Raw genomic sequence first — 12,322 nt, forward strand, 5'->3', positions numbered from 1 at the left:
ATTACAACAAGAAAAAGGAGTACAAACAATAGCGTTTGTGCTCCTTTTTGGTTTTTTCCCCAGCTGGTGCGAGCAGAAATAAGTTCAACGGCTAGCGCGATGCCTCTGGCTCGTGCCCATCCCAATAAGCAAACAAAACATATAAAAACAAAAAAGCAACTCATAACTGGGTTGCTTTTTTTGTTTTAAGAAAGTTGTTTTTGAATATCTTTTTGAAAGACAAAAGCTCTTAGCATGGCTTTAATGCTGTTAATGTCTTCTTGGCTTAAGAACTGTGTTTTATGAAAAAGCTGTAAAAGTTCATCGTCATTAATTTTAGTGCTTATAATTTGGTCGTTAGAACCATAGATAAGCGAATCTGTAGAAACTTCTAATGCATCAGCAATCTTTTTAGCTACATCAATCGTAGGCGAAGTTAAATTACGCTCGTATCTGGAAATGTGCGTAGCGTGAACCTCAATGAGTTTTGCTAAATCTCCTTGTGAAATATTTTTATCGGAACGAATTTTTTTCAGGTTATCTCCAAATGACATAAGTGTGTTATTAATAGCTGTAAACAACATAAATGATTTACAAAATTAACTATTTATAGACAAAAAATATATGATGTTAAAAAATATAAACAAATTTTATATTTTTGTATAAACATAAAATATATATTTGTAGTCAAATATGATTATTTAAAACTTATGAACAATCTCAACACTGCCAACCCCAACAACTACCTTTTCGAAACCAAATACTTAAAAATTCAAGTTTTGGGAGGTATCAGGTTTAACAATCTCGAAGCATTACGAGTTACTTTAGGAATCCAAAAACTAAAAACAGAAACTGTACTACGCCAAAATATCGATTTATACAACGACACATCAATAGAAAAGCTAACAAGAAAAGTAGCAGAACGATTAGAAATTGGCACAACGATAATACGAAGAGATTTAGATCAACTCACAAACGAACTGGAAAACTACCGATTGCAGGAAGTAGAACAACAAGGAAAAATCTACGAAAAGCAAGTAAAAGTGTTAACCGAGAACGAAATCAAAACCGCCAAAGCCTTTTTACAAAACCAAAATTTAATACAGGAAACCCAAAACCTAATCGGCAAAGCGGGCGTAATCGGAGAAGAAGTAAACAGACTTTTAATGTATTTAATCTTCACGAGCAGAAAAACAAACAATCCGTTACACTGCATCAGTTTAGGAAGTTCGGGAGCAGGAAAAACACATTTGCAAAGCAAAGTAGCCGAACTCATTCCGGAGGAAGACAAAATAGAAATGACCGTATTATCAGCCAATGCCTTTTATTATTTTAACCGCACCGAACTGCGAGGAAAACTCATTTTGATAGAAGATCTGGACGGAGCAGAAAGCGTATTGTATCCGCTTCGGGAACTGCAAAGCAAAAAGCGAATCACAAAAACAGTCGTTCATAAAGACAAAAAAGGAACAACCAAAACCATTCATTTAACAGTCGAAGGTCCTGTATGCGTGAGCGGTTGCACCACGCAGGAGAGCATTTATGAAGACAACTCCAATAGGAGTTTTCTTTTATACATTGACGAAAGCGAAGTGCAGGACGAGAAAATAATGAATTACCAAAGAAAGTTATCCGCAGGTAAAACCAACCAAGAGGAAGAATTACAAGCTAAATTACTACTTCAAAATTGTCAAAGACTACTCAAAACCATCACCGTCAAAAATCCTTTTGCCGAATATTTAAGTTTGCCACAATCGGTATTCAAACCAAGAAGAACCAACGCCCATTATTTGCAATTTATAGAAGTGATTACTTTTTACAAACAATACCAAAAGTTCCATCACATCGACAAAGAAACTGGCGAAGAATATATAGAAACCACCGTAGAAGACATACAAGAAGCCAATGAGCTGATTAAAGAAGTGTTGCTACGCAAAAGCGATACACTCACAGGCGCAAGCAGAAATCATTTAGAAAATTTAAAAGAATATTTAAAACAAAACAATCAAACCCAGTTTACCAATAGTGAAATCCGCAGGAATTTAAGAGTAAAAGAAACCACTTTGCGACGATACAATAACCAGTTATTAAGTGAAAATTACATCAAGAAAGTAAAAAGCAAAAACACAAAATCCTACTGCTATGAGATTACCGACATAGAAGAATATAAGAACCTGAAAACCTTGATAGATAAAGCATTGCAGGATTGTATCACACAAATACAACTCGCCAACTCGCACACAACTAACCACGCCAAAATGGCGAAGTCAATCAAAACAAAACCAGTTACTTAACTACCTAAAATCAAAATACTCTAAAATAAAACAGGTACATAAATAAAAAAAATGAAACAGCTAACACTACACAACGAAAGCTATCAGGAAATACACAAAGATTTTAGTAATTGGCTGGATATTTTAGGCTTTGCCGATAGTACGTTGCTGAGTTTGCCCAATCATCTCAAAGAGTTTTTTCATTACCCTGAAAACGAAAGCATCAATCAAATTAATACGATTACCGTTCAAATTATAAAAGACTACTACGAGCATCTAAAAACAAGGGACAATAAAGCCCGAGACGGCGGATTAAGCAAGGCGTATCTCAACAAGCATTTGCAAGCCTTATTCAAGTTCAACGATTATCTAAAAAGCCACAATCACAAAGCACTGCCCATACACCTCAAACGGGAAGAACAAAACCAGCGGGACAGCCTGCAAATACTCACACAAGACGAAATCAAACAACTATTTAAAGCTACAGAATTTAGCAACAGTCAGGAAAGAATCTGCAAAAGAGACACCGTAATATTAGTATTATTATACAGTTGCGGACTGCGCAGAAACGAAGTAATCAATCTGGAAATCAAAGACATATTATTCGATAAAGAACGAATTTATGTTCGAAAAGGCAAGAATTACAAAGAGCGATTTGTCCCCATAAACCAGTACAATATCAAAATTATTGAAGAATACATTTACGATTACCGCCCACAATTTAAAGACTACAAAGACACCGAATATTTATTAATCAACTACCGAGGGACACCATTGCAAGGACAAAGTTTGTGCAACAGATTAACCGAAATTGTCAAGGCTACTAACAATCAGGAACTAACAGCCAAAAACCTCACACCGCATATTTTACGGCATTCTATTGCCACGCATTTACTGGAACAAGGCGCAAAAATTGAAACCATCAGCCAGTTTTTAGGACACACTTCATTGGAAAGCACACAGATTTACACCCATTTATTAGAGGATAAAGCAAAAACTACAAACGATGAAAAACTTCATAACTCACTTAGAGAAAAACGGTTACTCAACCAAGAGTATCCCAGTATTCCAAAGGGCTACAGACCGCCTCAATATATGGATGAATAATTTTGGCACAAGCAAAGAAAGCATCGATTACAAAACATTCTTAAAATATGTAGAAGAACTCAAAAAGACAGGAATCAAAGTAAGAACCCTGCAAAGCTACATTGGAAACCTAAAAATATACTTCAGGTATTTACAGGAAGAAAATTATCGAAGCGATAATCCAATCGAAAACATCAACATCAAAGGCACAATAAGAACGGTAGTAGGTAATCTTTTGACAGCCGATGAACTGGAGGATTTGTATTATTCTTACCAAACTAAAGACAATGATCTGGCAAGGAAAAGGAACAAAATAATTATAGGATTATTGGTCTATCAAGGGTTGCAAAGTAAAGAATTACAACATTTAAAAGAAGAGCATATAGAACTCTACAAAGGCAAAATAACCATTCCACAAACCAAAAGAACAAACGGGCGAACACTCGAACTCAAACCGTGGCAGTTAATGGAAATGATGGAATACCTGCAACAAATCAGACCTAAAATCGTCCCCAAAGGCGAAGAGAATTTATTTACATCCAGCTACGGAAATACCAACATTAACAATGTGATTAAAAAGATAAGCGAAGAATTAAAACTAATCAACTACAATTATCAGAATGCCATCCAAATCAGAAACAGCGTGATTGTAAACTGGCTCAAAATACACAACTTACGGAAAACCCAATATCTGGCAGGACACCGCTATATTAGTTCTACCGAGCGTTACAAACAAGACAATTTAGAAAGTCTGCACGAAATGATTAATAGTTTTCATCCGATAAAATAAAATTATGGAACAAAATAATTACCTTTGGAATATTAAAAACAATATGATTATGGGAGCTTTAGAATTGAGAGATAGTGTTTTAGAATATATAAACACGGCTGACGAACGTCTTTTAAAAGTTGTTAAGGCTGTTATAGAAAGTTATCAGGAAAATGATATTGTGGCTTATACTATTGATGGAAAACCATTAACCAGAACGACCTACAAAGAAGAACTTCAAGAAGCAAAAGCAGAAATAAAAAGAGGTGAATATACATCTCAGGAAGATTTAGAAAAAGAATCAAATAACTGGTAATGGGTGAATTAAAAAAGGTTTGGACAAATACAGCCAAAGCACAGTTAAAAGCGATTTATGAAAATTACAAAGTTAAATCTCTTCAAGGCGCAAAAGCCATAAAAGATGAAATGCTACAAGTCACTAAAGAACTCCATTTTGCAGAACAATACCAACAAGATGAAATGGAACCTGAATTTAGAAGAATCATTGTAAGACACTATAAATTACTTTACATTGAGGAAAATGGAGTTGTGTTTATTGCAAGAATTTTTGACACTAGGCAAAATCCAAACAAACAAAATGAATAAAATCAAGGAGCAGAAATGTTCCTTTTTTTTATGTTCAAAAATCAAGTTCCAAAAGAAACAATCTGCAAAGAAACAGCAGAGGAATAAAGCGGTCTCCCTCTGGTCGCTTCCTTTGTTTCGTTCGGCTGTTCCAGTCAGTCGTTCCTCCTTCCGTTCCACAGTCCACTCGTCAGCATAGCACCTGCCAGCTCTGAAAAAGAGCAGGCAGTTACTATGCTTCCTCGTCCTCATCTTCACACGGTCGCTTCCGTCGTTCGTCGGGGCTACTACATCCACAATACCGCTTCATTATGTTCCGCTACGCTCCACTTCATTCAGCAGTATTATGTCTGTCGCCCCTTGTGTTTCGGCGGTTGCTCAAGGTCGCTCGGTTCGGGGTGCTCCACTTCGTTCTGCATTTGATTAAGGAACGCCCGAAAAGGGCTGATTTTATTGTTCCCTCTCTAGTTACTGGTTGCTTCTCTCGCTTCGTAAACTACGCTCGTTCCCGCCCCCCAGTACCTCGCTCCCGACCGCAACACCGCCACCCGTTCAGCAAAAAACGCTCCTTGCAAGCACCGCTTTTTTTGCTTCACTTGGGGTGTTTATTGTAGCACCGCATAGTTCAATCGCCACAGGGCTATGCTCATTTTTTGGAAGATTGCCAAGGGGAATTTTGGTAAAAAAGGGAGATTTAGGTTTTGGCAATCTTCCAAAAAAATCGAGCGCAGGATTAAAGCTTTATCGGTAAAATTGGGTTGCCGAATTTAGAGATTTAGGCATTTTTGTCAATGATAATGAGGGAATACAGAATATTTTGTTATTTTTACAAAGGAAGATGAAAGGGATACGTTCTTAAAAAAAAATACTGAAATCATCAGAAAAAGCATACTAAAAGTAGTGCCAGCCCAGCAAAATATCGCATAAGTTATTATCCTTTTGGACAGTTAGTGCCTAATAGACATGGTTCAAGCGATAGCTACCGTTACGGATTCCAGGGACAGGAAAAAGACGATGAGATTAAGGGTGAAGGGAATTCGCTTAACTATACTTTTAGGATGCACGACCCGAGGGTGGGGAGGTTTTTTGCTGTGGATCCTTTAGCGCCTAAATATCCCCATAATTCTCCTTATGCATTCTCTGAAAATAGAGTTATTGATGCAGTTGAATTAGAAGGATTAGAAGCCCAAACACTTAATGGTGGAGGTACGGTTTATGGCCCTTACACTTCTGCAGAAGCTGGGCGAGAAAATGGAGCTCAAGTTTATTTGGAAGAAGTAGTAGTGACACGCACCCCTGTTTCTTTTGATGAGAAGTTTGCAAATATGAGTGCTTCATTAGCAGCTGTAAAACGTGGTTATGGTAATCAATGGATTGCAAATGGAAGTATATATAATCAAGTGTCATCTAATACTCTTATTGTTAATAAAATTGGAGAGGATAATCCTGAATTTAAATTTATTTATCCTCCCGATATGGGATCTTTGGATAGAGAAGGGTCAGATGGCCTCAGATGGTATGGCTGTGCTTCTTGCCATGCTGAAATGGTGCATATAGATATGCCGCTTATAACTCAAGAGAAGCTTTTACAGGCAAGTTTATTGGTCAACAAATAAATGCATTAATGCTTGGAAGAGCTTTAAAATTAATGCGTACTCCAAATGTAATACCTAAGTCATTAGGAGCAGCTTCAAAAGGATTTACAAGTAGATGGCCTTGGAAAAAAGTGCTTACAGCCAAAGAAATAGAAGTTGCAAGTTGTGACGCAGATGCTTTAAAAATTCAAAAAATGATAGGAGGGGATATTTTAACAGTATCAAATCCAAGAGGAATGCAGTTAGGACCAGTAAGATACGGAGAAGAAACAATTTCTGGATGGTATTACCATAAAGCTGTATTTAAAGATAATATGGTATATGATAGAATGACTGGACCTAGTGGTATGCATATTGATAGATACAAAGAATTATTTGAATACGCTACTGATTTAATCTTTAAATAATTATGGAAGAAAATATTTTAAAATTATTAAATAAAATTATAAATGACATTGAACTAAGGCCCAAAATGTTTTTTGTAAACCCTAATTATCGTGAATTGTCTTCTTATTTATTTGGTTATCTAACCTGTATTGATAATATTAATTCTACTCATATTAATAATCTCTTTTCGGAGTGGTTAAATAATAGAAATATAAAAACTTCTTTATTTTGGACAGAATATATTTTAAGAATAAGTGCAAATGATAATGAAAAATATGCATATGAAATATTGATAAAGGAATTTAAATTATTTTTAAAAGCTAATAATGCCGATGGCTCGGATATATTAACATAACCCCGCTCCCGCACGAATTCTTTCTTGTGGCTCGTAAAGACAAATATACTAACTGGTTTGTTCTAAGTTCTCGATTACGCAGGTTCATTAAACAAAAAAGCAATTTGTAAAAGAATTGCTTTTTTGATGGTTTAAAATATAGTAATCGGTTCATGCGAATAATAACGAGTCTGAATATGTGCTTAAAGAACACCCTATTTGCATCGAGTAACTAAATTAAAAACACAAAACAAGCGTTTGCAACGCAAATATTTACAAACAGAAATAATAAGGTTTACTTCTGTTTTTTTTTAAAAAATTAAAAATAATGAACTAACCAAAAACCAAAACAAAACCAATGAAATTAAAATTACTTACCGTGACGAGCCTTCTTGTAGTCAACATAATTACAGTTGTAGCGCAAACTAATACCAATACTGGGACAGACGCAGGTAATGCCGGAGCCTACAACAGTGCTTTTGGCTATTATGCAGGAAATCTTATTACAGGCAACAATAATTCTTTTGTAGGCTATTTTGCGGGTCAGGCCACCACTACAGGAGAATACAATTCTTTTTTTGGAGCCAATAGCGGTGTTAATAATGTTGCTGGAAAAGATAATGTTTTCTCAGGCTTTAAATCAGGATATACAAATTTCGGAGGATCCAGAAATGTATTCATTGGCCGTGAATCGGGGTTTCTCAATAGTAGCGGAAATAATAACGTGTTTACAGGCTATGAGTCAGGATTTAGTAATTCCAGCGGAGAAGGAAATGTCTTTTCGGGTTATAAAGCGGGTTATAGTAATATTTCAGGAAAAAATAATATTTTCATAGGCTATGAATCTGGACTCAGTAATGATATAGGGAATTACAATGTATTTGCAGGTTTTCGAGCGGGTAAGAACAATAAACAAGGTACTTACAATGTGTTTGTAGGTCAGCATTCAGGATTTAATAACATTAATGGATATGAAAATGTCTTTGCGGGATTTCACTCAGGATATACTAACTTATCAGGAAGTGGTAATGTATTTTTAGGTTCCGGTTCAGGAAATTACAATTCGACTGGCAGTTATAATATCTTTGCAGGATATCGGGTAGGAAACGAGAACACTTCAGGACACGAGAATATTTATTTTGGGTTTAAAGCAGGATATCATAGTAAAGGATCAGGTAATGTTTTTATAGGACAGCACGCAGGATATTGGGAAATGGAAAACAATCGTTTGTACATAGATAGTAACCCAAATACGAATATACCAAATTCGGTAATAGATGCCAGTACAGCAACTATCCCATTGATTTACGGGAAATTTGACACAGATCAATTAGGTATTAACACCAAACTAATTCCAACAGGTTATACCATGGCCGTAAAAGGCAAAATGATAGCAGAGGAACTAAAGGTACAATTGTATGCGAACTGGCCGGACTACGTATTTGATAAAAAGTATAATCTGCCGCCATTAAGTGAAGTAGAGCAGCACATTAAAGAAAAAGGGCACCTAAAAGACATTCCATCAGCAGAAGAAGTTTCCCAAAACGGCATTCTGCTAGGAGAGATGAATGCAAAACTGCTTCAGAAAATTGAAGAGCTGACCCTTTACATAATTGAGCAGGAAGCACGTATAAAAAAATTAGAGGCAGCCATGAGTTCAAAGTAATAGGATGACTTAGCCAAAAATAAACTACAACCTCAAAAAGTTGTAGTTTTTTGTTTTATGAATTTTGCAAGAGGATTATTTGCTGAATGGAATAACATTAACAGCATTAATACAGCAGTTGAGTTCAGACAAATTTCCTATCTTTGATGGCTAGAGATATCGTTAATAGTAACATTCTGCCAACTAAGTATTTTTAAACAATTATGGATATAGTCAAATTTAAAATCACATCGAAAACGATAAAAGTAGAAGTACGCAATTCGAATAATTATGTTTTTAATTTTAATACGGCTTTAGACATTGCAAAAGAAGACAGGGATGTTTTATTAAAACTATACAATGCCTTAGATATCCTGTTTAGGAAAGAAACACCAAGCGAAACAAAAAACTACATTTCACCCAACCAAACCAATATATTAGACCAGATTTCTGCTGCTGATAATTTAGAACAGGAAAAATAGTATTGTATTGTATTGTAGTGTAGTGTGGAAAATAAAAAAAATGATTGTTTTTATATATAATACTACCTATAATTTTCTTTTACAATTATGTCCAGCGGTATAAAATGTACCGGATCTAAACTTTCCTGTAAAATAATTTTTTTATAGAGATAATTTATCCCCATATACCCCTGCTCTTCTGGCTTCTGGTTGATTAAAAAGTCAATTATTCCCGAATTTAAATAGGTTATATTTTCTTTTAAAAGATCGTAACCTATTATTCTTATTCCTTTTATATTGTGTTTGTCTAAAAATTGCGCAACAACATAAGCACGGGAATTAGGAACAAATATACTGCTGATGTTTTTAAACATTTCCAGATTAAGCAGATTCGCATCCGGTTCTTTAATGGTCATTTCAGAGAAACTAAAATTTGTGAGTTCAGGATGGTCTTCAAAAAAAGCATAAAACCCTTTAATACGTTGCAGATAGACAGAAGTATTATCTATTTCTTTGGCTATTTTGACTATAAGTACATTGCGCTCATTTTTTACTGCAAAACTAATAAGACGTCCTGCTAAATAGCCACTTTTAAAAGCGTCCTGCCCAATATAATAATGATCTATTTTATCTTTAATATCGGAATCTATCATCACTACAGGCTTGTTCTTCTTTTTGTATTCATCAAGAAATGCAATTGATTCTTCATGAAAAATAGGCGAAAAGAGCAATCCGTCGCATTCAAAATCCAGTACTTCAGCCACCATTTTCTGAAATAAACTACTTTCAAAATCATAAAGAAAATACTGGAGTTCGATACCAAATTTTTTAAATTCTTCGGATGCCTTTTCTATTCCGCTTAACTGGCTTCCCCAGTATTCCAGCTTTTCGGATTTAGGTAAAAAAACAGCTATTTTACATTTCTTATTAGAAGCTAAGTTACTTGCAAAAATATTCCGTTTAAATCCGTGTTTTTTAATTATGGCATTTACCTTATCTATATTCTCCTGCGATACCTGGCCGCGTTTATGAATAATCCTGTCCACTGTTCCGGGCGAAACATTGGCTAGTTCTGCTATTTTTTTTATTGTTATGATATTGTTTAGCTTTAAGTTAAATAATTAAATTAAAGTTATAAAATTAATTTAATTATTCCATATATCTTTTTCTCCATGTTTTTTAATATAGCTTTACAAAAGAATGTGATTAAACATTAAGATTACTCAATATACATTTAATAGTTTACTAAACTTCGCTGGTCTTAAAAAAAAAAACAGTAATCAGGTTAATCATCAAACAAATTCAAATTCTTATTTTTCATCATTTTTTTGCTGAAATCATTTTTTGAATTTCTACTAAAGAGATATCCGGATTTGCGCCAGACGATGCAGCCACTAACGCACCCACTGCACAAGCGAAGTCAATCGCTTTTTGAGGTGTACTTCCTGTTAGCAAACAAGTAATTAATGAAGCTAAAAACGAGTCGCCTGCACCTACCGTATCAACTACCTTGACAGCATAACCTGCATTTTCATACAATGTCCCTTTCCATAACAATACTGCTCCGTGTTTGCCTTTTGTTACGCAAATAGATGGTGTATTGGTGTGAGTTGCTATAAAATGAATATTCTCTTCGAGCGAGGTAAAAGGAGATTGCAATGCAGCCGAAATTTCAAGAATTTCTTCATCATTAAATTTTATGAAATTTGCCTCCAGCATCAATTTCTCTAGAATTTCATATGAATAATGTGGCTTTCTTAAATTGACATCAAATACTTTAAAAACTTCATTTTGTAATAATGATTCTAACGATTTTCTTGACACGTCATCCCTGCAAACTAAACTTCCGTAAATTAAAACATCTGCATTCTTTACCAATTTTTGAGCATAATCGTTTATTTCAATTTTGTCCCAGGCAGATGGATAATGAATATCATAGGTTGCTGAGCCATTTTTATCCAGTGTTACCTTTACCAAGCCTGTAGGATATGTTTCTGATTTTGAAATTGTATTAGTATCAATTCCTAAGCTTTCCACTTCATGAAGTATTGCATCGCCATTATCATCATTTCCTACACCGCTGATCATTGAGACTTCGCAACCCAGGCTTTTCATTCGAAGGGCGACATTTAGTGGCGCTCCTCCAATCTTTTTTTCGTTTTCAAAAACATCCCAGAGAATTTCTCCAAATGCCACTACTTTAAGTTTTCTATTGTTGTTCATTATACTTTTTTTATAAAATTACGATTTAATTAAAAACTTTCATTGATCAAACAATCCTTAAATTTATTTCATAAAAAAAGGGAATATCCAATTAAATGAATATTCCCTTTTGCTATTCTTAGAACTAAATTAGTTAACTAATACTTTTGCTGTTTTTATTCCTTCAGCTGATTTTGATCTTACTACATACAAACCTGTATTTAAATCAAAACTTGTATCTGCTCCTGTTTTGAATGATTTAACTAAAGCACCGCTAATACCGTAAACATCTACCTGAGTATCCGATTTTACATTCGATACAAAAACTGATTTGCCGTTTGAGAAAACGTTTGATACAGCGTCAGCATGGAAATCATTAGTCCCAAGAGAAGGTGTCACTACAGCAGCACCAACTACTTCAATTTTATGAATAGTAACATTTGCGTCAGAATAAATATAAATTTTACCTGCAGCAGATACTGGAGCTGTTAAAATTTCATTAGGTTTTATAGATGTTGCAGCTGTATTTGTAACTGAAGCAGTAGCTAAAACATTAACTCCATTTGATACTGTAAGATTACGATCTGCACCACTATTACTACCATGTCTAAACCAAACTTTAACAGAACAAGCTCCATCAACATTAAAAGAAAAATAACGAGTAGACGGTAAATTATTACTTACTGTTGCATTACCATTAGTTTTAATACCATCAGTAGCTATAAAACCATCACTATAAGTCGTCCCAGTTGTAACCATCGCGCCAAATAAATTATTTGAAGTCGTATGAGAGGTTAAGTTTAGTAAATCTATTTGTATTGTCGTTACTGGAGTTGTACTAGTAAGACCCAAATACGTTGTTGGCCAGTTTGCTTTATCATCACTAAAATTCCAAGTTTTTTGTGCATTAACAGAGAATGTCGCAAACAGCACAATTGATGTAAAATAAAGTAATTCTCTTTTCATAATATAATTTTAAAAGTTTAATAATCAGTGTAATCGATTA

Annotated in this window: 14 protein-coding genes; 10 read left to right on the forward strand and 4 right to left on the reverse strand. The window is 34.6% G+C overall.

Annotated features, from left to right (window positions below; genetic code table 11):
- Nucleotides 1-185: 185 nt before the first annotated feature.
- The gene (locus OZP09_RS08230) at nt 186-533 is read right to left on the reverse strand and encodes a helix-turn-helix domain-containing protein (protein WP_269237359.1); all 348 of its coding nucleotides are present in this window, start codon (nt 531-533) and stop codon (nt 186-188) included.
- A 156-nt stretch (nt 534-689) separates the two neighbouring features.
- Here OZP09_RS08230 and OZP09_RS08235 point away from each other — a divergent pair, with 156 nt between their 5' ends.
- The 10 genes from OZP09_RS08235 to OZP09_RS08280 all read left to right on the forward strand — a co-directional run bounded on the left by OZP09_RS08235 (nt 690) and on the right by OZP09_RS08280 (nt 9,135).
- Nucleotides 690-2,273, forward strand: a complete 1,584-nt coding sequence (locus OZP09_RS08235; protein WP_269237360.1) for a hypothetical protein — start codon at nt 690-692, stop codon at nt 2,271-2,273.
- Between the two features lie 51 nt (nt 2,274-2,324).
- Nucleotides 2,325-3,359: a tyrosine-type recombinase/integrase gene (locus tag OZP09_RS08240; RefSeq protein ID WP_269237361.1), complete on the forward strand. Its 1,035-nt coding sequence runs from the start codon at nt 2,325-2,327 to the stop codon at nt 3,357-3,359.
- A complete protein-coding gene (locus OZP09_RS08245) occupies nt 3,352-4,128 on the forward strand; it encodes a tyrosine-type recombinase/integrase (RefSeq protein ID WP_269237362.1) in 777 nt (258 codons plus the stop codon). The genes OZP09_RS08240 and OZP09_RS08245 overlap by 8 nt, the downstream gene beginning before the upstream one ends.
- A 4-nt stretch (nt 4,129-4,132) precedes the next feature.
- Nucleotides 4,133-4,423, forward strand: a complete 291-nt coding sequence (locus tag OZP09_RS08250) for a hypothetical protein (protein WP_269237363.1) — start codon at nt 4,133-4,135, stop codon at nt 4,421-4,423.
- Nucleotides 4,423-4,713 carry a type II toxin-antitoxin system RelE/ParE family toxin gene (locus tag OZP09_RS08255; RefSeq protein WP_269237364.1) on the forward strand — a complete coding sequence of 97 codons (291 nt, stop codon included), beginning with the start codon at nt 4,423-4,425 and terminating at the stop codon, nt 4,711-4,713. Before OZP09_RS08250 ends, OZP09_RS08255 begins: the two co-directional genes overlap by 1 nt.
- 902 nt (nt 4,714-5,615) lie before the next feature.
- Complete coding sequence (locus OZP09_RS08260; RefSeq protein ID WP_269237843.1) at nt 5,616-6,308, forward strand: RHS repeat domain-containing protein; 693 nt, start codon at nt 5,616-5,618, stop codon at nt 6,306-6,308.
- Between the two features lie 8 nt (nt 6,309-6,316).
- Complete coding sequence (locus tag OZP09_RS08265) at nt 6,317-6,694, forward strand: hypothetical protein (RefSeq protein ID WP_269237366.1); 378 nt, start codon at nt 6,317-6,319, stop codon at nt 6,692-6,694.
- 2 nt (nt 6,695-6,696) lie between these two features.
- Complete coding sequence (locus OZP09_RS08270; RefSeq protein WP_269237367.1) at nt 6,697-7,029, forward strand: hypothetical protein; 333 nt, start codon at nt 6,697-6,699, stop codon at nt 7,027-7,029.
- A 337-nt stretch (nt 7,030-7,366) separates the two neighbouring features.
- Nucleotides 7,367-8,674 carry a hypothetical protein gene (locus OZP09_RS08275; protein ID WP_269237368.1) on the forward strand — a complete coding sequence of 436 codons (1,308 nt, stop codon included), beginning with the start codon at nt 7,367-7,369 and terminating at the stop codon, nt 8,672-8,674.
- A 203-nt stretch (nt 8,675-8,877) separates the two neighbouring features.
- The gene (locus OZP09_RS08280; RefSeq protein WP_269237369.1) at nt 8,878-9,135 is read left to right on the forward strand and encodes a hypothetical protein; all 258 of its coding nucleotides are present in this window, start codon (nt 8,878-8,880) and stop codon (nt 9,133-9,135) included.
- Between the two features lie 62 nt (nt 9,136-9,197).
- Here the strand turns inward: OZP09_RS08280 and OZP09_RS08285 are convergent, their stop codons facing one another.
- The 3 genes from OZP09_RS08285 to OZP09_RS08295 form a co-directional block, all read right to left on the reverse strand.
- Entirely contained in the window at nt 9,198-10,211 is a 1,014-nt protein-coding gene (locus OZP09_RS08285) for a substrate-binding domain-containing protein (protein ID WP_349293629.1), read from the reverse strand.
- Nucleotides 10,212-10,434: 223 nt separating this feature from the next.
- Complete coding sequence (locus OZP09_RS08290) at nt 10,435-11,337, reverse strand: carbohydrate kinase family protein (RefSeq protein WP_269237370.1); 903 nt, start codon at nt 11,335-11,337, stop codon at nt 10,435-10,437.
- Between the two features lie 129 nt (nt 11,338-11,466).
- Nucleotides 11,467-12,282, reverse strand: a complete 816-nt coding sequence (locus tag OZP09_RS08295) for a T9SS type A sorting domain-containing protein (RefSeq protein WP_269237371.1) — start codon at nt 12,280-12,282, stop codon at nt 11,467-11,469.
- Between the last annotated feature and the right edge of the window lie 40 nt (nt 12,283-12,322).

The organism is Flavobacterium flavigenum, assembly GCF_027111255.2.
Lineage (GTDB): Bacteria > Bacteroidota > Bacteroidia > Flavobacteriales > Flavobacteriaceae > Flavobacterium > Flavobacterium flavigenum.

Bases quoted from the DNA above. Each gene is read 5' to 3' on its own strand.
- OZP09_RS08295 (WP_269237371.1), bottom strand. From the start codon at position 12,282: ATGAAAAGAGAATTACTTTATTTTACATCAATTGTGCTGTTTGCGACA.
- OZP09_RS08265 (WP_269237366.1), top strand. From the start codon at position 6,317: ATGCTTGGAAGAGCTTTAAAATTAATGCGTACTCCAAATGTAATACCT.
- OZP09_RS08240 (WP_269237361.1), top strand. From the start codon at position 2,325: ATGAAACAGCTAACACTACACAACGAAAGCTATCAGGAAATACACAAA.
- OZP09_RS08275 (WP_269237368.1), top strand. From the start codon at position 7,367: ATGAAATTAAAATTACTTACCGTGACGAGCCTTCTTGTAGTCAACATA.
- OZP09_RS08245 (WP_269237362.1), top strand. From the start codon at position 3,352: ATGAATAATTTTGGCACAAGCAAAGAAAGCATCGATTACAAAACATTC.
- OZP09_RS08235 (WP_269237360.1), top strand. From the start codon at position 690: ATGAACAATCTCAACACTGCCAACCCCAACAACTACCTTTTCGAAACC.
- OZP09_RS08250 (WP_269237363.1), top strand. From the start codon at position 4,133: ATGGAACAAAATAATTACCTTTGGAATATTAAAAACAATATGATTATG.
- OZP09_RS08280 (WP_269237369.1), top strand. From the start codon at position 8,878: ATGGATATAGTCAAATTTAAAATCACATCGAAAACGATAAAAGTAGAA.
- OZP09_RS08255 (WP_269237364.1), top strand. From the start codon at position 4,423: ATGGGTGAATTAAAAAAGGTTTGGACAAATACAGCCAAAGCACAGTTA.
- OZP09_RS08290 (WP_269237370.1), bottom strand. From the start codon at position 11,337: ATGAACAACAATAGAAAACTTAAAGTAGTGGCATTTGGAGAAATTCTC.
- OZP09_RS08230 (WP_269237359.1), bottom strand. From the start codon at position 533: ATGTCATTTGGAGATAACCTGAAAAAAATTCGTTCCGATAAAAATATT.
- OZP09_RS08270 (WP_269237367.1), top strand. From the start codon at position 6,697: ATGGAAGAAAATATTTTAAAATTATTAAATAAAATTATAAATGACATT.